Consider the following 24,669-nt stretch of genomic DNA (forward strand, 5'->3'; position numbering starts at 1 on the left):
TGCGGTTGAGTCGGCTGACGAGGTCCCGGCCGACGAGGTCGTCGAGATCGAGGCCGAGGCCGCGGAGGCCGCCGTAGAGGAAGCGGCCGCCGAGGTTGCCGAGGTGGAGGTCGAGACGGTTCCCGAGCCGGTGGCGGAGGTCGTGGTCGAGGCCGTAGCGGAGACCGCCGTCGAGCCGGTTGCCGGGGCTCCGGCCGTGGTTGAGCCGGTGGTCGAGGTTTCGGCTGACGAGGTCGTTGAGGCGGTCGTCGAGATCGAGGTCGAGGTCGAGACGGCTCCCGAGCCGGTCGCGGAGCCGGTGGCGGAGGCCGGGACCGAGGCTGTTGCTGAGATTGTGGTCGAGCCGGTTGCCGAGACGCCGGTTGAGGTCGAGGCCGAGCCCGCCGCTGAGCCGGTGGCCGAGGTTGTCGCGGAGCCCGTCGCTGAGCCCGCTGTCGAGGCCCCGGCCGAGGCCGCGGGCGAGCCGGTGGCCGAGGCCGCCGAGGAGCCCGCCGCCGAGGAGCCCGAGCCCGCCTCCGAGCCCGCCCCCGAGGCCGGTGCGCGGCCGGAGAAGCCGGACTTCACGCCGGGTCGGCCGGTGACCGCCTACTCGGCGGAGGAGCTGCTGGCGATCGTGCGCTGGGTCGACGGCGACGGAGTCGAGCGGAGTGACGAGGAGCTGCTGCGGGCGGCGATGAAGGAGCTCGGCTTCGCCCGCCTCGGGCCGCGGATCAAGGAGGCGCTGGGCGCCGCCGTCACCGCCGCGCGCGGCTGACGGACTCCGGGAGGAAGGCCCCGGGACACGGTCACCGACCGCGTCCCGGGGCCTTCCCGCGTGTCCACCCACCGAAATCCGATTGCCGGACGGGCGTGAGCTGTTGAGACTCGGCGACGGTCGGGGAACCGATCAACCCGGACCGTCGCCGACAGAGCGGAGCCCCCCGTGCCCCCCGTGCCAGACGTCCTGCGTCCCCGCGCCCTCGCCCCGGGCGACCTCGTCGCCGTCGCGGCGCCCGCCGGACCGCTGGAGGCCGACGCCGTGCCGTTGCTGGAGTGGGGCGTCGCCACCCTCAGGGCCATGGGCTTCCGCGTGCGCCGTACGCCGCTGGCCGAGCCGGGGCGGCGCCGCTGGTGGGCGGCGGCCGGGCCCGAGGCGCAGGCCGAGGAGTTCAACCGGCTGCTGCGCGACCCCGAGGTCCGGGCGATCGTCGCCCACACCGGCGGGCAGGCCGTCGCCGGTTGGCTGGACCGGGTGGACGTCGACGCCGTCCGCGCGGACCCCAAGCCGGTGCTCGGGTGCAGCGACGTCTCGCTGCTCCTGCTCGCGCTGCACGCCCGCACCGGTCTGGCCGGTCTCCACGGCGACATGGCGACCTACGGGCTGGGCGGCTCCTGGCACACCGCGGCGGACGACGGCGCCCGCGCCACGGCCGCCACGACGCTCACCGGCCTCTACCGCCGCGCCCTCACCGACCCGGCGGTCCCGCTCGGACCGCTGCCCGGACTGCGCGCCCCCGGCGGCTGGGAGTGCTGGCGGCCCGGCCGGGCCGCCGGACCGCTGCTCGGCGGCCTGCTGGGGCGGCTGGTCGCGCTCCAGGCGACGCCCTTCGCCCTGCCCACCGAGCGCTTCGACGGGGCGGTGCTGTTCTGGGAGGAGGTGGAACGGCCGCTGTCCGCCGTCTGGCAGGACCTGCACCTGCTGCGGATGTCTGGCGTGTTCGACCGGATCGCCGGACTGGTCGTCGGCGTGCCGCACCGGGTCACCGCGGCCGGCTGCGCGGACGGCGCGCCGGTGCCGTCACTGCGCGAGGTCGTGCTCGACGTGCTGGGCGACCGCCCGCTGCCGGTGCTCGGCCAGGTGGACCTCGGCCACGCCGGACCCAACCTGCCCCTGCCGCTCGGCGTCCGCGCCACCGTCGACGCCACCGCCCGCGCCCTGAGCCTGGACGAACCGGCCGTCACCCCGCGCTGAGCGAGGAGGCCGCACGACCGCGGCCCGGCCCGGCCCGGTCCGGCCTCGCGTGGGACTGGTCCGGCCCCCGAGTACCTCCTGGCACACCTGGACCGTGTCGACGCCGCGGCCGCCTGGGCGGAGGACAACCGCCCGACCTGGTTCGGCCGCGGTCCCGGGCTGCCACTGCACGCCTTCGACGGCAACGACGGGCGGAGACCTGCACGCGACCGGGCGTTCCGGACGCACCGTTGCGGCTGTCCGACACGCCGGCGGAGGCCGCGGCCGTGGCCTCCCTGGTCGCACTCGGACGGGCGGTGCGGGACACCTGGACCGTCCACCTCGACGAGGGGTGGGTCTAGGCGGCGGGGGGAGCCGGCTGAACCGCCCGGGCCAGTTGGTCCGCCAGGACGGTCGGGGCCTCGACCAGGGACGGGCCGTACCAGGTGAGGTGGCGGCCGCTCACCAGGGCGGACGGGATGCCCGGGAAGGCCTCCGGGCCGTCGTCGGCGGTGAAGCGGTAGGGCTCGTCGGGCAGGACGACCAGGTCGGGGCGGGCGGCGAGCAGCTCGGGTAGCGGGACGGCGGGGTAGCGCTCGGGCCGGGACGGGTCCTCGGCGTGCGGGAGGCGCAGTCCGAGGCGGCGCAGCAGGTCGCCGGCGAAGGTGTCGTGGCCGAGCACCATCCACGGGCGGCGCCAGATCGGCACCACCGCCCGGCGGGCCTCCCCGGAGAGCGGGCGGACCTCGGCCCAGGCGGCCCCGGCGGCGTCCAGCCAGGGCGGGCGGGGGAGTCCGCAGCCGACGGTGAGCAGCCGGTCCAGCGAATGGAGCGCCTGGTCGAGGGTGCGGATGTCGGTGACCCAGACGGGCAGGCCGGCGGCTCGCAGGGCGTCCAGGTCGGGGCGGCGGTTCTCCTCGTCGTTGGCGATCACGAGGTCCGGGGCGAGCGCCGCGATCCTGGCCACGTCCGGGTTCTTGGTGCCGCCGATCCGGGCGACGGGGAGGTCGGCGAGGCCGGCCGGGTGGCTGCACCAGTCGGTGGCGCCGACCAGCAGCCCGTCCGCGGTCGCGGCGAGCGCCTCGGTCAGCGAGGGGACCAGCGACACCACCCGCCGCACCGGCCCCGTACCGAGCGGCACCGCAGCCCCGAGGTCGTCGACCACCGGGCCGCCGGGAGCGGGAAGGGACGTCATCCCACCACCCTAACCACCCCGACCGCCCGCGCCGCCGCGCCGTCGCCCCGCCCGCCGCCCCGCCACTGCCCCGATCGGCGCCCGGACGGGCAAACTCCCGGGAACCGGCAGGGCACAGCGGCCGACTACTGAACGGGTTCACAGGACGAACCCGAGCACAACCATTGACCAGGAGAGTTACTGATGCGCCCTCGCGTCTTCTGCGGTATCGCGGCCGCCGTCGCCCTGTTCGCCACGGCATGCTCCGGCGGTGGTGACGGCGGCGGGGACGGCGCCGGGGGTGGTACGAGCGCCCAGGCGGGCGCTGGCGGGGCCTTCCCGGTCAAGGTCGCCGACTGCGCGGGACGGGAGACCGATGTCAAGCAGGCGCCCAGGCGGATCGTCACCAGCGACGCGGCCGGGCTGGAGATGCTGCTCCAACTCGGCGCCGGTGACCGGGTCATCGGCACCGGGTTCCCGCCCGGGAAGGGCAGCCTGCCGGCGGCCGTGGCCGACCAGGGCGCGAAGGTGCCCGTGCTGGGCGACACGCTGATCCCCAAGGAGAAGCTGCTCGGTTCCGGCGCCGACCTCTACGTGGACACCTTCGGGCCGATGCCGGGGATGGGGGCGGCGGGCGCCGGGCCGACCGAGGAGGAGCTGAAGGCGGCCGCCATCCAGCACGTGCTGCTGCTCTCCACGGCCTGCGCCACCGGCCCCAAGGCCGCCCAGGGGCCGCGCACCGACCTCGCCGCCGTCGAAGAGGACGTCCGCCGCCTCGGCGCGGTCACCGGGACGTCCGCCCGGGCCGAGGAACTCGTCGGCGCGATGGAGAAGCAGATCACGGACGTCAAGAACGCCACCGCGGGCGTACCGGAGGAGCAGCGTCCCGGGTACTTCCTCTTCGACTTCGACGCCGGTACAAAGCAACCGATGGCCGTCTGCGGCAAGCAGGTCGCCAACGCCGTGATCACCCTGGCCGGCGCGCGCAACGTGTTCGCCGACTGCGACGCCGACTTCCGGCCCGTCTCCTGGGAGGACGTGGTGGCGAAGAACCCGGACTGGATCCAGCTCGCGGTGCGCAACCGCGGCAGCGAGGAGGCGAACCGCAAGGCCTTCGACGAGGCCGAGGCGTTCCTCAAGGGGTTCCCGGCCACCCAGGGCCTGAAGGCCGTCCAGGAGGGGCACTTCCTGCGGATCGGCTCCGAGGTGACCACGATCGCCGGGACCCGCACCGCCGACACCGTGCGGCAGATCGCCGCGACGATCCACCCGGCGCTCGTGAAGAACGGGCAGTAGGCGATGGCCCGGGCCACCGCCGCCACCGCCGCCGGGACACCCCCCGGGGCGTCCGCCGAGCCGCCGGCCGAGGCGCCCGCAGGGCGCAAGCGCGTCCGCTCGCTGCGCGCCGGACCGCTCGCCGTCGTGCTCACCACGGCCCTGGTCGTCGCGCTGACCGCCGCCGTCTCGCTCGGCGCCGTGGACATCCCGCCCGGCGAGGTGTGGGAGGTGGTCGGCCGCCGGCTCACCGGCCGGCACCCGGCGCCCGGCACCCGGGACCTCATCGTGTGGCAACTGCGCGTGCCGCGCGCCCTGCTGGCGGCCGTCGTCGGCGCCGGCCTCGGCGTGGTCGGCACCGCCGTGCAGGCCCTGGTCCGCAATCCGCTCGCCGACCCGTTCCTGCTCGGCATCTCCTCCGGGGCCTCGCTCGGCGCGGTCGGCGTGATCGTCCTCGGCAGCGGCCTCGGCCTGGAACTGACCATCGGCGGCATCGCCGGGATCACCGTCTCGGTGGCCGCCTTCCTCGGCGCGCTCGCCGCGTTCTCGCTGGTGTGGGTGCTGGCCCGGCGCGGCGGAGGGTTCTCCCCCTTACGCCTGGTGCTGGCCGGCATCGGCATCGGCCAGTTCCTCACCGGCCTCACCAGCTACCTCGTCCTGCAGACCGGCGACGAGCAGCAGACCCGGGGTGTGCTGTTCTGGCTGATGGGCAGCCTGAGCGGCGCCACCTGGGGCCAACTCGCGGTTCCCGCAGGCGCCGTGGTCCTCGGTACGGTCCTGCTCCAGGGCCGTGCCCGGGGGCTGAACGCGATGCTGATGGGCGACGAGACGGCGGCCGGGCTCGGCATCGACGTCGCCCGGCTGCGCCGCGAGATCTTCGCCGTCACCAGCGTGCTCACCGGGGTCCTGGTCGCCGTCTCCGGGGCGATCGGCTTCGTCGGGCTGATGGTCCCGCACGTGTGCCGGCTGCTGGTCGGCGGCGACCACCGCCGGCTGCTGCCGCTCTCCGCCCTCACCGGCGCGGTGCTGCTGGTGGTCGTCGACCTGCTCGCCCGCACCGCGCTCGACGGCCAGGAGGTGCCGATCGGCGTGGTGACCGCCCTGCTCGGCGCGCCCACCCTGCTCTACCTGCTGGACCGACGACTGGAGCGGAATTGAGAATCGCCGTCGAAGACGTGAGCGTCGCCCTCTCCGGGCGGACCGTGGTGGCCGGCGTCCACCTGGTCGCCAAGGAGGGCGAGATCGCCGGCCTGGTCGGTCCCAACGGCAGCGGCAAGTCCAGCCTGCTGCGCACCGTGTACCGGCACCTGCGGCCGAGCGCGGGCCGGGTGCTGCTGGCCGGGCGGGAGCTGTCGGAGCTGAGCCCGGCACAGTCCGCCCGGCACATCGGGGCGCTGCCCCAGGAGCGCGGCGGGGACTTCGAGTTGACCGTCCGCGAGGTGGTGGCGATGGGCCGCACCCCGTACAAGCGGGCCTTCGCCAAGGACGACGCCGAGGACCACCGGCTGGTCGCCGAGGCGCTGGACCGGGTCAGCATGGCGCACGCGCCGGACCGCCGGTTCGCCCAGCTCTCCGGCGGGGAGCGGCAACGCGTGCTGCTGGCAAGGGCGTTGGCGCAGCAGCCGGACGTCCTGGTGCTGGACGAGCCGACCAACCACCTGGACGTGCGGCACCAGGTGGAGCTGCTCGCGCTGCTGCGCGAACAGCGGCGTACCACGCTGGTCGCGCTGCACGACCTGAACGCGGCCGCCTCGGTGTGCGACCGGCTGCACGTGCTGCACCGCGGCACCCTGGTCGCCTCGGGGGAGCCGCGCGAGGTGCTGACCGCCGAGCTGCTCGCCGAGGTGTTCGGCGTGCGGGCGGCGGTGGTCGAACACCCGTTGACGGGTGATCCGTTGATCGCGTTCGACCACCGCACGCCGGCCTGCGCGCCCGGCCCGGGAGTGCCGGGGCCGGGCGCGCGGGGTTCAGCGGCGGCCCCGGGACGGGACGTGCCGGCCGTGGACGGACCCGGCGTCGAGCTGCCGGGCGTGGACGGGCCGGACGTGGCCGTCCCGGAGGCGGGCGCGCCGCTGTCCGGGGCGGGGCTGCGGGCGTCCGCCGGACACCCGGCCGCCGCCGCCCCGGCGTCCGTCGAGCGTCAGGAGGTCTCGTAGTGGCTCGGGCGGCCGTTGCGCTCGACCAGCCGGCCGGCCTTGGCGGCCTCCTCGCTGCGCAGCAGCTCCCACCCGTCGTCCTGGCGGTGGAGCACCGAGGAGTGCCACGGCGTCATCCACATGTCCGCGTGCTCCAGCAGCCGGATGCCGAACTTCAGCACGCCGACCTTCTGCGGGTGGATGGAGAGCCGGAACGAGCGGGGGTGCTGCTCGGCGATGAGGTCGCCCCAGGCGCGGCTGCGCTGGATGACGCCGTAGGCGCGCTGGCGGCAGTCCTTCTGCAGGGCGGACTTGGTGCCGGTCCAGCCGAAGGTGTCCTCGGTGAGGAAGCGGGTGATGCCGCGATAGAGCTTCGCGGTCTCCTCGTCGGTCAGCACCTGCTCGCGCAGCTCCTCCTTGGTCGGCGCGTACTGGGCGTGCACCCGGGCGCGCTTCTCGTCGAAGGGCAGGTCGCCGAGGACGGCCCGCAGGTCGAAGGTGTCGAGGTGGGCCAGGCCCTCGCGCTCGATCATCGCGGTCAGCTCGTCGGAGTACTGGTCGATGTGGTCGTCGGGCACGTGGATGAGGTCACCGAAGATGTGGCCGTCGGAGCAGATCAGGATCTTGGCGCCGGGCTCGTAGAGCTTGCCGATCTCCTCGGCGAGCCCGTTGAGGAAGGTGAGCGAGAGCCGCTCGCCCTCGTCGGGCAGGTGGCCGAGCACCTTGGCGAGGTTGGGGGACTTGCAGGGGAACCCGGGGAGGGTGAAGAGGATCGGGTCCCCGGCCGTGATGAAGTCCGCGACCTGCTCCAGCTGGAGCGGGAAGTCGGCGGGGGTGGCGTCGACCTCGGGGTCGGAGGCGCGGCGGTGCGGGAGCAGCAGGTCGACGATCTCGGCGGAGAGCCGGGCGACGGTCTGCTGGTCGGGAACGGTGTACCCGGTGGTGGTCTGCGCGCTGGTCACGTCGCTCTCGTTGCTGTCGGCCTGGCGGTTGCTGGAGTTGTCGGTGACGGTGCCGGCGGGCGGCATGGTGGTCCTCCATGGAACGGTGAACGGGCTTCGGGCAGGCGGAGCCACGCCCCGGCGGTGTTCGCCGGGACGCTGTGGCGGGTGCAGGGAGAAGCGTGGTCGCCCCTTCGCAGGCGCTCAGATCCGCCGGTCGTAGGCGACCGGGAGCCGGTTCACCCCGCGGGCCAGGACGGCGGGCACCCAGGCGAGCGCGTCGATGCGCTCGTCGTCGGCGACGGACGGGCGGAGCCCGGGCAGTCGGGTGAGCAGGGCGCCGATGGCGATCTGGAGCTCGGCCCGGGCCAGGGCGGCTCCGGGACAGAAGTGGATGCCGTGGCCGAAGGCCAGGTGGGCGTTGGGGGAGCGGTCGAAGTCCAGGACGTCGGTGTCCGTGAACTGTGCCTCGTCGCGGTTGGCGGCGCCGAGCGAGACGATCACCGAGTCGCCGGCCGGGACGGTGGTGCCGTGCAGGTCGCTGTCCGCGGCGAAGAAGCGCCAGGTGGTGAGCTCGAACGCGCCGTCGTAGCGCAGCAGTTCCTCGATCGCCCGGGTGAGCAGGCCGGGTTCGGCGGTGGGCGTGTCGGGGTCGAGGCTCGCGCGCAGCCGGTCGAGCTGATCGGGGTGGCGCAGCAGGGTGATCAGCATGGTGGTGATCTGGTTGGTGACCGGCTCCTGGCCGGCGACCAGCAGCTGGAACACCATCGAGTCGAGCTCCTCGGGGCTCAACTCGCCCGCGTCGCAGGCGGCGACGAGGCGGCCGAGCAGGTCCACGTCGGGCCCGGCGGGGTCGTAGGTGGCGCGCTTGTGGGTGACCACCTCGGCGATGTAGGCCTGCAGACCGCGCAGCCGGCCCTCGTACGCCGGTCGACCTGGGTCCTGCGGGCCGACCGGCTGCACCACCTTGCCCCAGTCGCGGTCGAACTTGACGGCCAACTCATGCGGGAGGCCGATCACTTCGGCCAGCACCCGGAAGGGGTAGTGGGCCGCGAAGCCGGCCACCAGGTCGCTGCCGCCGGCCGGGGCGGTCGGCGGCAGCTCGTCGATCAGGGCGTCGGCGAGCTCCTGGATGCGCGGGCGCAGTGACTCCACCCGGCGCGGTGAGAAGGCGTCCAGGACGAGCTTGCGCATGGTGGTGTGCTTCGGCGGGTCCTGGTGCAGCAGATGCGCCTGGAGCTGCGAGTGCTGCGGCTCGGGCATGATCGAGGCGAGCCGGCGCCACTCGTCGTTGCCGAGTTCGTGGTTCTTGCCGAGCCGGGGGTCGTTGAGCGCCTCGTGCGCGGCCTTGTAGCCGGTGACCAGCCAGGCGCCGACGCCGCTCGGGAAGGTCACCCGGTGGACGGGGCCGGCGGCCCGCATCCGCTGGTAGAGGGGGTAGGGGTCGCTCTTGTACTCCGTTCCGAACAGCGGCACGGGATCGGGGAGTTCGTCGTATCCGAACGGGCAGCGGGGCCCGTCGGGCGCCTCGCCCGCCGCGGTCGGGTCGTGGACGGTGTCGGTCATTGCGGTTGTTCCTCCGGTATGGATCTGCCGTGTGCAGTCCGGGTGATGACGTTCCGTCACGCCGGGCTGCCGATCGTCCGGTCTTTCTCGGTGGTGCTGGTGGTGGTGCTCTTGGTGCGGTTGGTGGGCCCGGGGCCCTTGGTGGTGTGGTGGTGCAGGGTCAGGAGGGCCACGGCGAGGGTGGCGGCGACGGCGGCGAGGGTGAGGCCGGCCCGCACGCCGGCGATCTCGGTGGCGCCGTACAGGGTGGCGGCGGTGCCCAGCGCGGGGCCGAGGGCGAAGCCGAGGCTGCGGGAGAGCTGCACGGCCGAGCCGGCGGTGGCGAGCTGGTCCGGCGGGGCCGAGGTCATCACCAGGGCCTGGACGGGGCCGCCGTTGAGGCCCATGCCGACGCCGGCCACGGCGAGCCGCCAGGCGATGTCGGGCGAGGACCAGTCGGTGTCCACCGGGATGATCAGCAGCATGCCGAGCGCCGTCACGGCGGCGCCGGTGATCGCGGTCGGGCGGGCGCCCCAGCGGTCCGCGAGCCGTCCGCCGAAGCGGCCGGCCACCACCATGCCGAGCGGGAACGCCAGCATGGTGAGCGCGGTGCCGGTCGCGCTCTCGCCGTCCTCCCGGCGCAGGTACTGGGCGAGCAGGAAGTGGTTGGCGGCGAAGCCGGCGGCGAGCGCCAGCACCGAACCGTTGACGGCGGCGGTGCCGGAGGCGCGCAGCACGGTGGCGACCGGGCGTCCGCCGGGGCGGCGCAGCCAGAACAGCACCAGCGGGACGGAGGGCAGCGCGAGCAGCAGCCAGAGCGGCGCGTCCGGGGCGAGGGTGAGGCCGAGCAGGACGGCGGCGATCGCCGAGCCGATCAGCGCGGCATCGCCCAGCGAGCCGCGGTCGGGCAGCCGCAGGCGCCCGCCGGTGCGCGGGGCGTCGCGGTGGGCGATCAGCCAGGCGGCCAGGCAGATCGGCAACTTGACCAGGAAGATCGCCCGCCAGCCGACGTGGTCTAGCAGCAGGCCGCCGACCACCGGGCCGAGGACGGCGCCGAGCGGGCCCAGGGTGGCGGGCACGCTCATCGCCCGTCCGCGCAGCTCCGGGCGGACGGCGGTGGCGGCGAGGACCGGCATGAGGACGAACAGCACGGCGCCGAAGGCGCCTTGGGCGAGGCGGGCGGCGATCAGCCAGCTCGCCCAGGGCGCGGCGGCGGCCAGCGCGCTGCAGAGCGCGAAGCAGCCGACGGAGAGCAGCAGGGCGGCGCGCAGGCCGACCTGGTCCAGCCACCGTCCGGCGGGCAGCAGCAGGGCCACCAGCGGGAGTTGGTAGCCGAGAACGGCCCACTGGGCGGTGGTGGGGGAGACGTCGAGGGCGTTCGCGATGTCGGTGAGGGCGAGGTTGACGACGTTCATGTCGAGCATCGCGACGAAGGAGATCAGGCCTGCGGCGAAGACCAGACTCCAGCGGTCCACCGCCGCCCCGGCCGGGCTGTCACCCGGTGTGCTGGTTGCGGGCGACTGCTGCGTTGCCATGGGCCATCCTCCGTTCCCCCGTGCTGTCCGGACGCCACCTCGACGGCGGCGTCCGGTACAGCAGTCGGAGGCGGCCGGGTTCGAGTTCCGAACAGGTGGGGGATTTTTACGGCTTGGCCGGATCCTGGCGGCGGTGGCCGATCTTGCCCGCCCGCGCCGAGCGCCCCTCGGCTGACAAATGACAGCTGACGGATAACAGATAACAGCTGACAGCTGACAGATTCTGAAATCTGTCAGCTGTCAGCTGTCATCCGTCAGCGGGCCGGTGTCGCCGTCGGCGCGTCGCCGCCTCCTCAGCCGACCGTCGCCAGTTCGGCGGACGAGGCCGACGCCGGCTCCCCGGCCTCGGCCGCCCGCAGCCGGGCTATCAGCTCCTCACGGGCCCTGGCGACCCGGGAGCGGACGGTGCCGACGGGGCATCCGGCCACCTCGGCGGCCTCGGCGTAGCTCAGGCCGACGACCTGGGTGAGCACGAAGGCCTCGCGGCGCTGGGCGGGCACCCGGTCCAGCAGGTCGCCGAGCGCCACGCCGTCCTCGAAGCCCGCGGCGGGCGCGGTGCCCTGCCGTTCGGCGGCCTCCTGCCAGTCCGGCAGGGCGGCGCAGCGCGGCCGGGCGGCGGCGGTGCGGTAGCGGTCGATGACGGTCCGCCGGGCGATGGAAAGCAGCCAGGTGCGGGCGGAGGAGCGCCCGGCGAACCCGGGCAGGCTGCGCAGGGCCCGCAGGAAGGTCTCCTGGGCGAGGTCGTCGGCGGACTGCACGTCGGTGAGGTGGGCGACGAACCGCCACACGTCCCGCTGGGTGGCCCGGACGAAGGCCTCGACATCGGCGGACCGGCCTTCGCGGGCGGCCAGGGCGAGTGCGGTCAGCTGCTCGTCATCCACGACGGTCCCCCACCCGGTCGGTCCCAGCCCGGAGGAGGTGCGGGACGATGGTCATATGAGATGCGCGCAACTCCGTACCGCTCTGTCCGCCCGCCTCGACGGCGAACCGGCCGGTGTGCCGGACCGTCGCTTGGACAAGCACGTCGCGCGGTGCGCGGCGTGCCGGGAGTGGCTGGAGCGGGCGGAGCGACTGCGCGGCCCGCTGCTCGCAGGCGGGGCCGGCGAGCCGTCGGCGGACTGGACGGCGGAGCTCCTCGCACGCCTGGGCGCGGAGGCCCCCGGGGCGGTCGGCCCCGGCGGGGTCGAGGAGGCGGGAGTCGGAGAGGGCCGTCCCGGGCAGGGGGACGACGGGCGGACGCGGTAGGACGGTGGCGCCGGGCGAAGCCGGTGCGCCGTCGAAGTCAGGCATGAAGGTGTCCTGAGGAGAAGACCGGGTGCGATGCCGCTGCGGGCGGCACCGTCGGCGTCTGGTGGGCGGCCGCGCGCCCCCGGCCCCGGCCGCCGGAGCGGTGGGGACGGTCGGCGCGGCACGGGCCCGGGCCCCGACGGCCGCGGCCTCCGCCGGTACCGGCGCGACCCCGGCCCCGGCGCACCGGCCGGCCGCGCGGCCCACGGCACTCCCGGCGGCAGGCGCGGGGGCGGTGGTGCGCGATCGGTCGGCGGTCGTCCGGGGGCGGGCGGCGGTACCCGGCGGCGTGGCTGCGGCGCGGGGCGACCTGCCCACCGCGCGGCGGACACCGGCGGTGTCCGGAAGCGGCGGCGGGCGCGTCAGCGGGCGAACGCGGCCACGGGGGGCCCGCGACGGACCAGGACCTGTGAGAGCAGCACCGACCGAGGCAGCCGGGCCCGGTGGCCGACGGGTCTGGGCGCGTCCGGCGGCAGGTAGCCGGTCGCCCGGGCGAACAGGACGAACAGCGGCGCCAGCAGCGCCCCCGCCAGCACCGAGCCCAGCGCGCCGAGCAGTTCGAACAGCCGCACCAGCGCCGTCTCGCCGCGCCAGAGCAGCAGCGCGCAGGCCAGCGCGGCGACCACGTGGGCGGTGATCATGCCGGTCGACATGCCGTGTGCGGCCATGTCGTGGCCACTCATGCCACTCATGCCACCCGCGCTGCCCATACCGCTCGACCCGCCCGCGCCGGTGCTCCCGGTCAGTCCGGTCAGGTCGGCCGTCCCGCCCATGCCGCCGTGCCCGGTCGCCCCGGAGCCGGCGGCGGACGGCAGGCCGGCGGTTCCGGCCGTGCCGTGCGCATGGGCGACGGCCGCGGCGCCGGTCGGCGGGACGTCCGGGTCCAGCCCGGCCATCAGCGCCAGGTCGTCCGAGGACAGCCCGGTGGGCGTCGCGTCCGGATTGCACAGCAGCAGCGAGGCCCAGTCCGTCCGCTGCCCGCCGGAGAGGCCGCCGGCTCCGAACAGCGAGCCCGCCTGCTGGAACGTCAGGTGCAGCGCCGTCTGCGCCGCCACCATCCAGCAGCTGATCACCACGAGCCCCCGCCGCCGGCCGGCCAGCAGCCAGGTGACGCCGAGGGTGAGACCGAACGCGCCCACCAGGACCGGGGCGGACACCCCGGAACCGGCCATGGTGACGTGCGCCGTGGCGGCCAGCGCCACGCAGAGCGCGGCGAAGACCACGGCGCGCAGCGAGCGGATCCGGTCGGTCATCACAATGACACTCATCGTCGCACCCGCCTCCGCCGACCTGTACCGCACCCTCCGGTATTGGCCGGTTCCGTCCCTGCCCGCGCACGTCCCGCCCCCTCGGGGACGGTCCCTCCGGGCAAGTCGTTCGGGCACCGACGCCGCCCACGCGGGGTCGGGGGCGCTGGTGCGGACGGTGACGGTGTGCTGGCCGGATCCCGACGGTGCGCGAGGGGCTGCCGTGCCGCGGTCCGCCGAACGGGGGGCCGAAGGATGCTCTTCATCCCGTCATATCGGTTTGACACCGTCCGTGCTGATCCGTACTGAATGTGACGCTCTGGATGTGATGTCGCACACACGGACGCCGACGGCGGCAGGGGACGGACGGCGGCAGGAGACAGGAGACCAGGCATGGACACCACCGCACCCGAGGCCGCCGTTCCGGCGCCCGCCACCGACCTCGCCGACCTCGCCGACCCGGCGTTCTGGCGGCTGCCCGACCGCGCCCGCGCCGCCGCCTTCGCCGAGCTGCGCCGCCTGCCCGCCCCGGCCCGCTTCGGCGGCGCCCCGGGCTTCCACGCCCTCGTCCGGCACGCCGACGTCGTCGAGGCCAGCCGCAACCCGGACGTCTTCCTCAGCGGACCCGGCGTCACCACCCCCGAACCGGCCCGCTGGGTCCGCCTCCTGTTCGGCGACTCGATGGTGAACCTGGACGACCCCCGGCACGCCCAGCTGCGCCGCATCGTCTCCCGGGCCTTCACCCCGCGCCTGATCTCCCGGGTCGAGGACGACATCCGCCTGGTCGCCACCGAGCTGGTCGACCGGGTCGAGCGCGAGCGCCCCGCGGACTTCGTCAACGCGGTGGCCGCCGAGCTCCCCTTCCGGGTGATCTGCAACATGATGGGGATCCCGGAGGAACCGCGCCGCGCCATCCTCGACCAGGTCGACCACGCCTCCGAGCACACCGGCGTCCAGCGCCCGCTGCGCCAGCGGATCCGGATGCCCGGCCGCGGGCTGCGGGCCCTGGCCCGGATGCAGGGCATGGTCGCCGACCTCGGCCGCGAACGCCGCCGGCGGCCGACCGACGACCTGATCTCCGCGCTGGTCACCGCCGACGTCGACGGTCGCCGCCTCACCGGCCGCGAACTCGGCGCCTTCTTCTCCCTGCTGCTCGTCGCCGGGGTCGAGACCACCCGCAACGCCCTCGCGCACGGCCTCCACCTGATCACCGCCCACCCCGAGCAGCGCGCCCTGCTCCTCGGCGACCTCGGCGGGCACCTCGGCGGCGCCGTCGACGAGATAGTCCGCCACTCCACACCGATCATCCAGTTCCGCCGCACCCTGGCCGTCGACCACCGGCTCGGCGGCCCCGACGGCCCGCTGCTGCGGGCGGGGGAGAAGGTGGTGCTCTACTACGGCTCCGCCAACCGCGACGAGACCGTGTTCACCGACCCCGAGGCCTTCGACATCACCCGCAGCCCCAACCCCCACCTCGGCTTCGGCGGCGGCGGGCCGCACTACTGCCTCGGCGCGCACCTCGCCCGGCAGGAGATGAAGGTGCTCTACCGGGAGCTGTTCACCCGGCTCCCCGGGGCCCGCTCGGTCGGTGAGCCGGAGTTCGTCCCGTCCAGCTTCGACCACCGGATCCGCGCGCTCCGCTTCACCTTCTGAACCCGTCGAACCCGTCGAACCCGCAGGACGGTCCTGCGCCTCACCCCGCCTCGGCCGGCTCCCACACCGCGTGGTCGTGCGCGAACAGCACCCGGCGGGGGCCGAACGCCGCCAGCCGGTCCAGCCAGGCCGGACACCCGGGCAGCGGCGCGCCGACCACGCCCTCCCGGGCCGCCCGCCGCGCCAGCACCGCCGCGCCGTACGCGGACGCCGTGTCGTGCGCCTGACCCGCCAGCACCGTGCAGCCGTCCGGCCCGGCCACCACCAGTGACTGGTGCCCGGCGGTGTGCCCGGGCGTCGGCACCACCCGCACACCCGGCCACACCTCCGCCTCCCCGTCCAGCTCCTGATGGCGGACACCCGGGAAGTCCACCAGCGCGTCGATCGTGTAGCCGCCCGCCCGGGCCTCCGCCAGCTCCGCGGCCTGCACCCACACGGGCACCCAGGCCAGCAGCGGGTTGCCGCCGCAGTGATCGAAATGTAGATGGCAGTTGACGACCACGTCGAGGTCGCCCGGGGCCACACCCGCCGCCGTGAGCGCCGCCGCCAGCGGCCGCCGCACCGGGCGGTAGTGGGCGTCGGCCTCCGGGTCGCCCTCGCCGAGGCCGGTGTCGAACAGCAGCAGCCCCTCCGGACGGCGTACCAGGTACGCCAGAACCGGCTCCACCCGGGGCTCGGGGTTGCCCGCCTCCCCGGCGGGGCGGACGAAGTAGCCGAGGTCGAGCCGCCGGACAGCGGGCGGACGGTCGGTGCGGGTGCTGGCCAAGCGGGTCCTCCCGGGGGTCTGGTGGCCGACGTCACTGCGCCTACCCACGGCGCGGCGCACAATGCCGATATGACCGACCGTCCGCTCCCCGCACCCTCCGGCCCCACCCACCGGCCGACCCCCGCCGCCGCGCCCGCCGTCCCCGACGGGCCCGCCGTACGGTCCACCGCCGACGGGCCCGCCGCCGCGCCGGCCCTCGACGGGCCCACCGCCGACGCCTGGCACGCCCTCGGCGGGCCGTCCGCGCTCCTGGAGCGGGTCTCCTTCCACGGCCCCGACGCCGTGCTGCCCTCCCGCCTGCCCGTGCGGCGCCTCGCCCGGGCCACCGTCGCCGCCTGCTCGCTCGCCGCCGCCGAACTCGCCGCACTGCGCTCCGGCGGCCCCGTGCCGCGGGTGCGGATCGACCAGGGCGCCGTCGCCACCGCCTTCGTCAGCGAGCGCCACCTGCGGATCGACGGGCGCGCCCCGGTCTCCTTCGCGCCGCTCTCCGGCTTCTGGCCGACCGCCGACGGCTGGCTGCGCACCCACGCCAACTACCCCCACCACCGCGACCGGCTGCTCACCGCCCTCGGCCTGCCCGAGGACACCGGGCCCGAGCGGCTCGCCGCCGTGCTGCGCGAGCTGCCGGCCGCGGCCGTTCAGGAGCGCGCCTACGCGGCGGGGGCGCTCGCCGTCGCCGTCGCGCCGGTCCGCGCCACCACGCTTCCCCTGGTCGAGGTCCGCGCCGCCGACGAGACCGCGCCCCGGCCGCTGGCCCCCGCCCCCGTCGACCGGCCCGCCGCCGGGATCCGCGTCCTCGACCTCACCCGGGTGATCGCCGGCCCGGTCGCCACCCGCACCCTCGCCCTGCTCGGCGCCGACGTGCTGCGCCTCGACCCGCCGCACCTGCCCGAGGCCGAGGACGCCCACGCCGACACCGGCTTCGGCAAGCGCTCCGCCCGCCTCGACCTCGCCGACGGCACCGGCCGGGCCGCCTTCGAGGAGCTGCTCGCCACCGCCGACGTCGTCGTCACCGGCTACCGCCCCGACACGCTGGACGCGTACGGGCTGGCCCCCGACGCGCTGCTCGCCCGCCGCCCGGGCCTGGTCGTCGTCCAGCTGAACGCCTGGGGCTGGACCGGCCCGTGGGCCGGGCGGCGCGGCTTCGACAGCCTGGTCCAGGCGGGCTGCGGCATCGCCGTCGTCGAGGCGGGCGCCGACGGCCGCCCCGGCGCCCTGCCCGCCCAGGCCCTCGACCACGGCACCGGCTACCTCGTCGCGGCCGGTGTGCTGCGCGCCCTCACCGGGCAGCGCACCGTCCGGCCCGGCGGGCGCCACCTGCGCTACTCCCTGGCCGGCACGGCCTCCTGGCTGCTGCACGGCATCGCCCCCACCGCCGACCCGCACGTGCTGCCCAACGACGAGCCCTACGACCCCGCCCGCTGGCTCACCGAGACCGACGCGCCGTACGGCCGGCTCCGGTACGCGCTGCCGCCCGTCGGCTACGCGGGCGCACCGGCGGACTGGACGCGCCCGCCGGGGCGCTGGGGCACGGACGCGCCGGCCTGGCACTGAACGCCCGGCCGGTCCGGCGCCCTCGGACGGCGCCGGACCGGCCCACTCCACCGGACCGGACCGGCGCGCTCAGACACCCGACGGGATCCGCTTCGCGGTGCTGCGCACCTGGAAGGCCGTCACGATCTCGATCAGCCCCAGGATCAGCAGCCAGCAGCCCGCCAGAACGGTCAGCGCGGTGATCGACCCGACCGGCCAGACGATCAGCAGCACCCCGGCCAGGGTGTTCGCCACGCCCGCGAACGCCTGCCAGCCGCGCGCCGGCATGGTCTCGTCCGAGAGGGCGGCCACGAGCTGGGTGATCCCGCGGAACAGCCAGCCGATGCCGATCCAGATCGCGAGCAGCAGCAGCGACCGCGCCGCGCTGCGGAAGCACAGCAGGCCCAGCAGCACGCAGAGCGTGCCGCTGATGAACGCCAGCACCCGCATCGCGGTCGTGGCGTGCGTGCCGAACGCGGCGACCAGCTGCACGATGCCGATGACCAGCAGATAGACGCCGAACAGCACGCCGACCACCAGCAGTGTCTCCTCCGGCCAGACGAACACGACGATCCCGAGGCCGAGCGAGACCAGTCCGGCGATCAGCAGGACCTGCCAGGCGGCCTTGGCGAGCAGCCCGAGCGGGCCCTGGACCGGGGAGCCGTCGGGGGTGATGATCGGGGAAACCACGGTGGCGTCCTCCAGGGGAGCGGGCGCCCCGGCGTGCGAGCGGGCACCGTCGGCGCGCGGACGGGCGAGCGCTCCCCACGATCGCCGCGTACGCCGCCGTCCGCGCGCTCAATACACCCGTTCGGGCGATCGAACGGGTTTCCCCTGGGATCGCCGGAACGCCACCTCCGCCTCACCCAACGTCGATAAGATCCGGCGATATGACTTCTGAAGGGTGGGGGACCCCTCCGGTCGAGCCGATCAGCCAGCACTACATCGTCTGCGGCGGCAACGCCCTCGCCCACCGCCTGGCCGTCGAACTCGTCGAGCACTACGACGTACCGGTCGTCGTCCTCGTCCCGGACCGCACGCGCGACCACGCACCCCGGATCGAACAGCTGGAGGGCGTCGCCGCCGTCGTCGAGTACAGCAGCGTCACCGAGGAGGCGCTGCGCGCCGTCCGCGTCGAGACCGCGCGCGGCATCGCCTTCGTCGACGGCGACGACCAGGGGAACATCCACGCCGCCCTGTCCGCCCAGGAACACAACCCCGACATTCGCATCGTCCTGCGGATGTTCAACCAGCGGCTCGGCGCCCACATCGAACACCTGCTCAGGAACGGCGCCGCGCTCTCCGGCTCCGCCACCGCCGCCCCCGCCTTCGCCGACGCCGCCCTCTCCCGGCCCCACTCCGTCCAGGTCGGCGACCGCTTCCTGCACATCGCCTTCGAGGAAGACATCCAGTCCGACCGGCTCTGCATCGTCGCCGACCGGATCGACCGCCACGACCTCGGCCGGATCCGGCTGCTGCCCGACCAGGAGGGCGACTCCGCCTCCTACGTCCGGCTGGCCAGGGAGTTCGGCGACGACGGGCCGATCCGCTCCGGCGCGGACGCCCGCCTCGCCGCCGGAGCCACCGAGCCAGACCCGGAACCCGGCGGCATCGCCGCCCTGCAGACCCTCCGGAGCGAACCCACCGTACGGATCGCCTGGTGGCGGCGGCTGCGCTGGAGACTGCTCGACACCCTGCGGTTCTTCACCAGCGCCCGGCTCCGGCTGATGCTGATCACCGCCCTGGTCGCGGTGCTGCTCGCCTTCGGGCTGCTCTGGCACCTCAACGGGAACTTCGCCTGGACGCTCTACACCTCGCTGCTCGACCTCGCCGGGGCGGCCCAGCCCGATCAGCCGGGAGGCGGCGAGGGCTCCGGCACCGGCGGCACCTGGCAGCGGGTCGCCCAGGTCGTGATCACCTTCTGCGGCATCACCTTCGCCCCGGTCGCCACCGCCATCGTGGTCGAGGTGCTCGCCTCCGGCCGGCGCGGCCAACCCCGCAACCCCGGTGTCGGCACCCGCGACCACGTCATCGTGGTCGGCCTCGGCAACGTCGGCACCCGGGTGGTCGGCCAACTGCACGGCCTGGGCGTGCCCGTGGTCGGCCTGGAGAGCGACCCGCAGGCCCGCGGCATCTCCGCCGTCCGCGCCCTCGGCGTCCCGGTCGTCGTCGACGACGGCCCGCTCGCCGAACAGCTGCGCCGGGCCCGGGTCAAGCACAGCCGCGCGGTGGTCGCCGTCAGCGGCGACGACGCCACCAACCTGGAGGCCGCCCTGGAGGCCCGCGCGGTGCGGCCCGACGTCCGGGTGGTCCTGCGCCTCTTCGACGACGGCTTCGCGAGCCACGTCTACGCCACCCTGGGCAACGTCGCCTCGCGCTCCACCTCCTACCTCGCCGCCCCGGCCTTCGCCGCCGCCCTGATGGGCCGCGAAGTCCTCGGCACCCTCTCGGTGTTCCGCCACGTGCTGCTCATCGCCGAACTGCCCGCCGAACTGGGCACCGGCCTGATCGGCCTCAACCGCCACGACCTGGAGGAGCAGGGCGGCATCCGCGTCCTCGCCGTCCGCCTGGCCCGCAACCCGGCGCTCTACCAGTGGCGGTACGCCGACCGCACCCGCACCCTCGAACCCGGCGACAGCGTCGTCGTGGCCGCCACCCGCAGCGGCCTCGCCCGCCTCAACACCACGCTGACGGCCGACAGCTGACGGCCGAGAGCTGACGGCCGAGAGCTGACCGCCGCACGCGATGGCCGATCAGGCCCGCTGCCGCTCCAGCGTCTCCTTCATGACCTCGGCCCCCCGGACGACCCGCGGCCGCACCTGCTCGGCCATCTCGTGCGGCAGCACATCGGTGGTCCACACCAGCCGGCACCGCCCGGGCCCCTCGGGGAACACCTGGAAGGAGGCGTGATGGTGGGTGAGCGGAATCCGGAACCCCTCGACCGCCGAATAGGCGAGACGGCGCAGCCCGTCGTCCACGCTGACGATCAGCTCCCGGACGACCGCGTCACCGGGCGGCACGGTCAGGTACCGGGTGTCGCCGTCCATCCGGACGTCGAGGACGTAGCCCGGAACGAGCCGCCGGTGCACCGCCCCCACGTCCCGGACCGCGTCCCAGACGTCCTCGGCGGAGGATTCGATCACGATGTCCTGAACGATGGTGGCGATGACCGTACTCCCCGTGTGTCGGATGTTCCCCCCGGCACCCTAAGGCCGTCCGGCGAGGAGGAGCCGACGGGCGCGGCTCGGACGGGCCGCCGGCGGGGTCGTCAGTGGGCGCTCTACGCGTTCGGGTCCCAGTCCGCCAGCTGCTCCATCGGCGTGGTGTCGCCGGTGATCTCCAGGACGTCGAGCGGGATGCGCGCGTAGAAGTAGAGGACCAGGTCGTTCGCCGCGCCGCGCATCGCCAGGTCGGCCGGCTCCGCGTCGGCGGCGAGGTCGGCGCAGCGGACGCCGTCGGCGTCGAGGGTCAGACGCCAGGAACGGCCCTCGGTCGCGTGCAGGTCGATGGTCGCCGGCTTGAACGGCCAGGGGACGGTCGTCGCCGAGACGGTCGTCAGGAACTCGTCGACGCCCTCGACCGCGACCTCCGCCGGCAGCGGCTGTGCGGCGCCCAGGGTGAGCTGGACGTCGTAGGTGTGGACGGCGATCTCCTGGATCTGGTGCCGGGCCACGGCTCCGCTGGTCTCCGGGGCCTGCGAGCGGCCCCACCAGGTCCAGCAGCCGCGGTCCGGGCCGGCCTCGCGCATCGCGTCGAGCATGAGCCCGGTCGACTCGGCGAGCCAGGCGTCCAGGGCCTCGCGGTCGCGGGGCGCGGTCGGGGCACCCTTCGGGTCCGTCCTCGCCGGAGGCTCGGCGCCCGGGCCCGCCGCGACGATGGCGGCCTGGCGGCGGCGGCCGTCGCCGAGGTGCTGCGCCAGTTCGCGCAGCGTCCAGTCCGGGCAGCTCGGGACCTGGACGTCAAGGTCGGGGACGGACGCGATCGCGGCGCGGAACGCGGCCGAGCGGTCCTCGATCAGCCGCAGGACCTCGGGGAACTCCAAGATGTTTTGCACGTCGGTTGTGTATCACGGGGCTTCGGCCGCCGGACAGCGAATTTGTCGGACCAACGGGTCGACGGCCGACCGGACCTCACCGCGAACGCAGAACCGGACGGAGCAGGTCGAGGACGCGGGTCCAGTCGTACTGGTCGCGCGCGGCTTTGGACTTGGGCGGATGGGGCGTCTGGTCGGCGATGAGGACGCCCATCGAGCGGAGCCGCGCGAGGCTCTCCGCGTACGCCGGGTGCGCGGTGAGGGCGGAGTTGACGAAGGGCTGGGCGGCCATGGGGACGCCCATCCCGTAGGCCTCGCAGAGGATGCCGAGCGCGAGGGTGTCGGTGATCCCGAGGGCCCACTTGTTGATGGTGTTGAACGTGGCGGAGCCGACCGCGATGGCGTCCGCCGGGGGCATCGGCCGGGGACTGCCGGGGGTGCGCCAGGCGGAGCGGACCGGGTAGCCGGTCTGCTTCTCGACGGACTCCTCGTCGATGAACCCCAGCGCGTTGGGCGTGGCTATCACCCCGACCTCCCACCCCTCGTCCTGAGCGGCGGTGACCAGTGCGCCGACCCCGCCGGCCACAGCCGAGGCGCAGACGACGACGTAGAGAAACGGCGTACGGTGCTCGTCCAAGTCCGAACTCCTCGCTGTGTGACGGACACGCCCTTCACCGGAGCGCGCGGACCATGACGGCCTCCCGCCGCACCCCGTCCCCAACGATCTCCACAGTGTCCACTACCCCACCCGGCGGCTCCCAAGTCCCCCTCCCCGCCCACTGGATGGCCGACACCCGCACACCTCCAAGCCGGGGTGGAGGGCCCGGACGCGGGGGTGGCCCTCCTCCACCAGGAGCCTCGAACGGCCTCGATGCGGCGGGAGGAACGGAGCAGCGGTCGCCTCGCGCGATCGGGCCCGAGGCCTCTCCGTACTCGCCGAATCCCAGTCGGCGGGGGCGGAGAGACGGCACCGCTATTCCAGGTAGACCTTCTGCCATTCCAGTGAAGTCATCGTGAGCGCCGCCTCGGCGAGTTGCCGGGCCGATTCCGTCTTCAACCGGGTGAGACTGCTGTCGATCCAGGGCTGGACGTTCTGGTATCCCTGTTCCCGGTACTCGACGGCCTGGATCAGGCATTCGAGCTTGTCGGCGTCGTGTGCGACGACCACTTCGAGGCTCTCTCCGTTCTCGTACTCCTCGACGATCGCCCGCACACCCGTCACAACGACCGGGTGAGCCGCGCTGACCTGGTCGGCGGTGACGCGCTCGTTGTCCGCGGCGGTGACGTAGCGCCGCCCGATGTGCGGGATGTCACCGACGCGGGTCTCCTGTGTGTCGTGGAAGAGGCACAGCAGAGCCACCTTCGCCGGATCGGCCCCCTCCATCATCGCGAGCACCGCACCGACGACACCGGTGCGGAAGGAGTGCTCCGCGATGGTCTCGGGGTCCTTCACGCCGGCGATCCACCAGCCCGACCGCTTGGCCCGCTTGAGCATCCCCGCCTCGAACAGGTACCCCGTCGTGCCCTTCACCTGTCGGTCGTCAGCCATGACAGCCCTCTCTCAACGCTGTAGCCGCTTGCTCGGAGACCGTAGTACACACACTCCAGCTTGCGCCGGGACTCGGAGGACAGGGCTCCGTCGTCCAGGACGACACCAACCCGTCCCGCCAATTCCCGCGCTACATAGGGATCGGAGTCGACCAGGTTTCGGCGGGAGAGGATCAGCGCCCAGACGGAATGAACGTACAGGTCGGTGTACTCGACAGCCCGGTCGAGCCTTACGGCTAGCTCCCGGAGAAGGGCCGAGGCGTCCCAGGCCGGTCGACTGTGCTCCGTCATGAAGCAGTCATCCCGCTGGGGCCGGCGGTCCAGCCCGAGCCAGTGCGCCCAGTAGTTCAGGTTGGCCGCCTCGGCGCGGTCATGGTTGGCAATCGATCTTTCGATGAAGTCCCTCAAGAGGGTTGGATCACCTTGGCGGGCCAGGGACGCCGCCACTGACCTTGCTTCGGCCCAATGCGGCGACCAGCCGGCAGTGGCCGTGAGTGCACCTCTCCGACGAGAGCCCTCGAACCAGTCGGAAGCATCCCACCCACTGTCGTACGAGGAGAGATACCAGGCCTGTCGACGTAGGAGAGCGGAGTCCGGGCCGGCACGCTCCGCCGCTTCCGAGGCGCTACGGAGCTTCTGGAAGAAGCGCGCCCGCAAGGCGGGTTCGAGAAGAGGCGATGATGACACCGGGCCACGTCGTGCGATCGGGGTCGTCGCGTACGGCGCCACCACCCCTGGCAGTACTCCGCTCACCGCCCATCCGATCATGTGGGTCGTATCCCGTGTCAGTACCCATCCGGCGAGTGGATGCTCGCGGAGCCGAGCAGTCGTGGTGTCGGCTCCGAGGATCTCTCCCAGGAGGAGATCGGCGTCCATGGCCGTCGCAAGCATGTCCACCAAACCCGGCGGGCCTCCGAGAAGCATCAGTCTTCGACGCATCGCCACAAGGTTGCCGGCCTTGGTGGACGACAGAGGACGTCGTCCGGACTCCCATCCCTGAAGCGTGCTCTTGTCCACGCCGAGTTCCTCGGCCAACTCCTCCTGGGTCCGGGGAATCTGCTCGCGAATCACTTTGAACAGATGGCCGGCGATGGCACCTTCCGGCTCACGCTCAGACGAAGGCCGACTACCGGTCAGTGTTGTTCTCCGCTTTGCCTGCGAATGATCGACCATCAGGACTCCTGCTGGCGTTGGTCGGCCGGGTAACTCGTACTACCGGTCCGTCGGAACCATTCATCACGCCACGTAGCGTTGTGGATGCAGAGCGAGACCGGTTCGTGGCCTGGACAGCCTAGTCCTGGCGCAGTAGCTCGCGGTCTCGATTGCTCCGAACCTCGCCAGATCAGGTACTTGCCCCTTATGGGCGGACCCGGCTCACCCTGGAGTTGTCATGGCTCGCGCGTTGCTGAGGGCACACGCCCTGCCTCGGCCCGGATCGGCCCCTGGGCTTCCGGTTGTCGAGATATCGCTGCCCTATCTGCCTGAGTCGGCGGCCCAGGCCCGTCGTTTCCTCCGGGAGACGCTGGCAGGGTGGGGGCTGGATCACGTGATCGACGTGGGCGTGTTGGTGGCCAGCGAGCTGGTCACCAACGCCGCGAAGACCGGGTGCCGACAGCGGATGACGGTCACCGTTCGATTCCTCTCCCACGCGACCTTGCGGATCTCGGTGCGCGACGGTTCGTGCGTTCTACCGGTGCTGATCCGGGCTTCCCCCGAGGAGGAGTGCCACCGGGGCTTGGTGCTGGTGGATCGCCTGACCGGAGGTCGGTGGGGCGCGACCGTCGAACCGGCCGGGAAGGTCGTTCATGCCGACCTGACGATCGTGCGGTGAGCGGGAAGCCGTCAGGGGGCGATTCCGAGTCTGGACACGGCGCGCCTCCCGGGCCTGGCCGCGCTCAGGTATGGGCCGCGTACGGGGTGTCGGTGGCGGCCGCTTTTCATGTCGTCACCGCTGCCCTGGTGTTGATCACCCGCTCGCGCTGAACGGCCCGCGTCGCGCCCCCCCGTACGCGGCGCCACGCGGCCCCCGCAACCGAACCACAACCAACGGGCGAAATAAAGGATGAA

The 24,669-nt window shown here is 74.0% G+C and carries 22 protein-coding genes and 2 pseudogenes; 11 read left to right on the forward strand and 13 right to left on the reverse strand.

Annotated elements, in window-relative coordinates:
* Both ACFVFS_RS01005 and ACFVFS_RS01010 read left to right on the forward strand, forming a co-directional pair.
* Nucleotides 1–754 (forward strand): hypothetical protein (locus tag ACFVFS_RS01005; RefSeq protein WP_380618665.1); only part of this gene is annotated, 754 nt, incomplete at its 5' end.
* A 168-nt stretch (nucleotides 755–922) separates the two neighbouring features.
* Complete coding sequence (locus tag ACFVFS_RS01010) at nucleotides 923–1,951, forward strand: LD-carboxypeptidase (protein WP_380618667.1); 1,029 nt, start codon at nucleotides 923–925, stop codon at nucleotides 1,949–1,951.
* A 337-nt stretch (nucleotides 1,952–2,288) separates the two neighbouring features.
* On the opposite strand, the gene ACFVFS_RS01015 is transcribed toward ACFVFS_RS01010, so the two are convergent.
* Nucleotides 2,289–3,125, reverse strand: coding sequence for a helical backbone metal receptor (locus ACFVFS_RS01015; RefSeq protein ID WP_380618669.1), 837 nt, complete (start codon nucleotides 3,123–3,125; stop codon nucleotides 2,289–2,291).
* Between the two features lie 183 nt (nucleotides 3,126–3,308).
* On the opposite strand from ACFVFS_RS01015, the gene ACFVFS_RS01020 reads away from it, so the two are divergent.
* The 3 genes and pseudogenes from ACFVFS_RS01020 to ACFVFS_RS01030 form a co-directional block, all read left to right on the forward strand.
* Nucleotides 3,309–4,400, forward strand: a complete 1,092-nt coding sequence (locus ACFVFS_RS01020; protein WP_380618671.1) for an ABC transporter substrate-binding protein — start codon at nucleotides 3,309–3,311, stop codon at nucleotides 4,398–4,400.
* 3 nt (nucleotides 4,401–4,403) lie between these two features.
* Entirely contained in the window at nucleotides 4,404–5,537 is a 1,134-nt protein-coding gene (locus ACFVFS_RS01025) for a FecCD family ABC transporter permease (RefSeq protein WP_380618673.1), read from the forward strand.
* A pseudogene (locus ACFVFS_RS01030) lies at nucleotides 5,534–6,322 on the forward strand (ABC transporter ATP-binding protein); the annotation flags it as partial. The gene ACFVFS_RS01025 and the pseudogene ACFVFS_RS01030, both read left to right, overlap by 4 nt.
* Before the next feature lie 197 nt (nucleotides 6,323–6,519).
* Here ACFVFS_RS01030 and ACFVFS_RS01035 read toward each other — a convergent pair.
* The 4 genes from ACFVFS_RS01035 to ACFVFS_RS01050 all read right to left on the reverse strand — a co-directional run bounded on the left by ACFVFS_RS01035 (nucleotide 6,520) and on the right by ACFVFS_RS01050 (nucleotide 11,416).
* Complete coding sequence (locus ACFVFS_RS01035) at nucleotides 6,520–7,542, reverse strand: L-tyrosine/L-tryptophan isonitrile synthase family protein (RefSeq protein WP_380618675.1); 1,023 nt, start codon at nucleotides 7,540–7,542, stop codon at nucleotides 6,520–6,522.
* Nucleotides 7,543–7,659: 117 nt separating this feature from the next.
* The gene (locus tag ACFVFS_RS01040) at nucleotides 7,660–9,021 is read right to left on the reverse strand and encodes a cytochrome P450 (RefSeq protein ID WP_380618677.1); all 1,362 of its coding nucleotides are present in this window, start codon (nucleotides 9,019–9,021) and stop codon (nucleotides 7,660–7,662) included.
* A 56-nt stretch (nucleotides 9,022–9,077) separates the two neighbouring features.
* Nucleotides 9,078–10,535 carry an MFS transporter gene (locus ACFVFS_RS01045; protein ID WP_380618679.1) on the reverse strand — a complete coding sequence of 486 codons (1,458 nt, stop codon included), beginning with the start codon at nucleotides 10,533–10,535 and terminating at the stop codon, nucleotides 9,078–9,080.
* Nucleotides 10,536–10,828: 293 nt separating this feature from the next.
* Complete coding sequence (locus ACFVFS_RS01050; protein ID WP_380618680.1) at nucleotides 10,829–11,416, reverse strand: sigma-70 family RNA polymerase sigma factor; 588 nt, start codon at nucleotides 11,414–11,416, stop codon at nucleotides 10,829–10,831.
* Nucleotides 11,417–11,471: 55 nt separating this feature from the next.
* Here ACFVFS_RS01050 and ACFVFS_RS01055 point away from each other — a divergent pair.
* Together ACFVFS_RS01055 and ACFVFS_RS01060 are read left to right on the forward strand one after the other, a co-directional pair.
* A pseudogene (locus ACFVFS_RS01055) lies at nucleotides 11,472–11,534 on the forward strand (zf-HC2 domain-containing protein); the annotation flags it as partial.
* 12 nt (nucleotides 11,535–11,546) lie between these two features.
* Nucleotides 11,547–11,780, forward strand: coding sequence for a hypothetical protein (locus ACFVFS_RS01060; protein ID WP_380618728.1), 234 nt, complete (start codon nucleotides 11,547–11,549; stop codon nucleotides 11,778–11,780).
* Between the two features lie 404 nt (nucleotides 11,781–12,184).
* Here the strand turns inward: ACFVFS_RS01060 and ACFVFS_RS01065 are convergent, their stop codons facing one another.
* The gene (locus tag ACFVFS_RS01065; protein ID WP_380618682.1) at nucleotides 12,185–13,090 is read right to left on the reverse strand and encodes a hypothetical protein; all 906 of its coding nucleotides are present in this window, start codon (nucleotides 13,088–13,090) and stop codon (nucleotides 12,185–12,187) included.
* Between the two features lie 372 nt (nucleotides 13,091–13,462).
* On the opposite strand from ACFVFS_RS01065, the gene ACFVFS_RS01070 reads away from it, so the two are divergent.
* Nucleotides 13,463–14,722: a cytochrome P450 gene (locus ACFVFS_RS01070; RefSeq protein ID WP_380618684.1), complete on the forward strand. Its 1,260-nt coding sequence runs from the start codon at nucleotides 13,463–13,465 to the stop codon at nucleotides 14,720–14,722.
* A gap of 40 nt (nucleotides 14,723–14,762) precedes the next feature.
* On the opposite strand, the gene ACFVFS_RS01075 is transcribed toward ACFVFS_RS01070, so the two are convergent.
* Complete coding sequence (locus tag ACFVFS_RS01075) at nucleotides 14,763–15,488, reverse strand: MBL fold metallo-hydrolase (protein WP_380618686.1); 726 nt, start codon at nucleotides 15,486–15,488, stop codon at nucleotides 14,763–14,765.
* Nucleotides 15,489–15,557: 69 nt separating this feature from the next.
* On the opposite strand from ACFVFS_RS01075, the gene ACFVFS_RS01080 reads away from it, so the two are divergent.
* Nucleotides 15,558–17,042, forward strand: a complete 1,485-nt coding sequence (locus tag ACFVFS_RS01080; protein WP_380618688.1) for a CoA transferase — start codon at nucleotides 15,558–15,560, stop codon at nucleotides 17,040–17,042.
* Between the two features lie 69 nt (nucleotides 17,043–17,111).
* On the opposite strand, the gene ACFVFS_RS01085 is transcribed toward ACFVFS_RS01080, so the two are convergent.
* Complete coding sequence (locus ACFVFS_RS01085) at nucleotides 17,112–17,711, reverse strand: HdeD family acid-resistance protein (protein WP_380618690.1); 600 nt, start codon at nucleotides 17,709–17,711, stop codon at nucleotides 17,112–17,114.
* A gap of 200 nt (nucleotides 17,712–17,911) precedes the next feature.
* On the opposite strand from ACFVFS_RS01085, the gene ACFVFS_RS01090 reads away from it, so the two are divergent.
* Complete coding sequence (locus ACFVFS_RS01090) at nucleotides 17,912–19,726, forward strand: NAD-binding protein (RefSeq protein WP_380618692.1); 1,815 nt, start codon at nucleotides 17,912–17,914, stop codon at nucleotides 19,724–19,726.
* A gap of 48 nt (nucleotides 19,727–19,774) precedes the next feature.
* Here the strand turns inward: ACFVFS_RS01090 and ACFVFS_RS01095 are convergent, their stop codons facing one another.
* The 5 genes from ACFVFS_RS01095 to ACFVFS_RS01115 form a co-directional block, all read right to left on the reverse strand.
* Nucleotides 19,775–20,212, reverse strand: a complete 438-nt coding sequence (locus tag ACFVFS_RS01095) for an SRPBCC family protein (protein ID WP_380618726.1) — start codon at nucleotides 20,210–20,212, stop codon at nucleotides 19,775–19,777.
* Nucleotides 20,213–20,301: 89 nt separating this feature from the next.
* Entirely contained in the window at nucleotides 20,302–21,075 is a 774-nt protein-coding gene (locus ACFVFS_RS01100) for a maleylpyruvate isomerase family mycothiol-dependent enzyme (protein WP_380618694.1), read from the reverse strand.
* A 76-nt stretch (nucleotides 21,076–21,151) separates the two neighbouring features.
* Entirely contained in the window at nucleotides 21,152–21,691 is a 540-nt protein-coding gene (locus tag ACFVFS_RS01105; RefSeq protein WP_380618696.1) for a flavoprotein, read from the reverse strand.
* 336 nt (nucleotides 21,692–22,027) lie between these two features.
* A complete protein-coding gene (locus ACFVFS_RS01110; protein ID WP_380618698.1) occupies nucleotides 22,028–22,603 on the reverse strand; it encodes an HD family hydrolase in 576 nt (191 codons plus the stop codon).
* Entirely contained in the window at nucleotides 22,582–23,775 is a 1,194-nt protein-coding gene (locus ACFVFS_RS01115; RefSeq protein WP_380618700.1) for a helix-turn-helix domain-containing protein, read from the reverse strand. The genes ACFVFS_RS01110 and ACFVFS_RS01115 overlap by 22 nt, the downstream gene beginning before the upstream one ends.
* Nucleotides 23,776–23,992: 217 nt before the next feature.
* On the opposite strand from ACFVFS_RS01115, the gene ACFVFS_RS01120 reads away from it, so the two are divergent.
* Nucleotides 23,993–24,433: an ATP-binding protein gene (locus ACFVFS_RS01120; protein ID WP_380618702.1), complete on the forward strand. Its 441-nt coding sequence runs from the start codon at nucleotides 23,993–23,995 to the stop codon at nucleotides 24,431–24,433.
* Nucleotides 24,434–24,669 lie beyond the last annotated feature (236 nt).

The organism is Kitasatospora sp. NPDC057692 (assembly GCF_042799475.1).
GTDB lineage: Bacteria > Actinomycetota > Actinomycetes > Streptomycetales > Streptomycetaceae > Kitasatospora.

Excerpts from the sequence above, each read along its gene's own strand:
- ACFVFS_RS01015 (WP_380618669.1), bottom strand. The coding sequence starts at position 3,125 with ATGACGTCCCTTCCCGCTCCCGGCGGCCCGGTGGTCGACGACCTCGGG.
- ACFVFS_RS01020 (WP_380618671.1), top strand. The coding sequence starts at position 3,309 with ATGCGCCCTCGCGTCTTCTGCGGTATCGCGGCCGCCGTCGCCCTGTTC.
- ACFVFS_RS01025 (WP_380618673.1), top strand. The coding sequence starts at position 4,404 with ATGGCCCGGGCCACCGCCGCCACCGCCGCCGGGACACCCCCCGGGGCG.
- ACFVFS_RS01035 (WP_380618675.1), bottom strand. The coding sequence starts at position 7,542 with ATGCCGCCCGCCGGCACCGTCACCGACAACTCCAGCAACCGCCAGGCC.
- ACFVFS_RS01040 (WP_380618677.1), bottom strand. The coding sequence starts at position 9,021 with ATGACCGACACCGTCCACGACCCGACCGCGGCGGGCGAGGCGCCCGAC.
- ACFVFS_RS01045 (WP_380618679.1), bottom strand. The coding sequence starts at position 10,535 with ATGGCAACGCAGCAGTCGCCCGCAACCAGCACACCGGGTGACAGCCCG.
- ACFVFS_RS01065 (WP_380618682.1), bottom strand. The coding sequence starts at position 13,090 with ATGAGTGTCATTGTGATGACCGACCGGATCCGCTCGCTGCGCGCCGTG.
- ACFVFS_RS01070 (WP_380618684.1), top strand. The coding sequence starts at position 13,463 with ATGGACACCACCGCACCCGAGGCCGCCGTTCCGGCGCCCGCCACCGAC.
- ACFVFS_RS01080 (WP_380618688.1), top strand. The coding sequence starts at position 15,558 with ATGACCGACCGTCCGCTCCCCGCACCCTCCGGCCCCACCCACCGGCCG.
- ACFVFS_RS01090 (WP_380618692.1), top strand. The coding sequence starts at position 17,912 with ATGACTTCTGAAGGGTGGGGGACCCCTCCGGTCGAGCCGATCAGCCAG.
- ACFVFS_RS01110 (WP_380618698.1), bottom strand. The coding sequence starts at position 22,603 with ATGGCTGACGACCGACAGGTGAAGGGCACGACGGGGTACCTGTTCGAG.
- ACFVFS_RS01115 (WP_380618700.1), bottom strand. The coding sequence starts at position 23,775 with ATGGTCGATCATTCGCAGGCAAAGCGGAGAACAACACTGACCGGTAGT.
- ACFVFS_RS01120 (WP_380618702.1), top strand. The coding sequence starts at position 23,993 with ATGGCTCGCGCGTTGCTGAGGGCACACGCCCTGCCTCGGCCCGGATCG.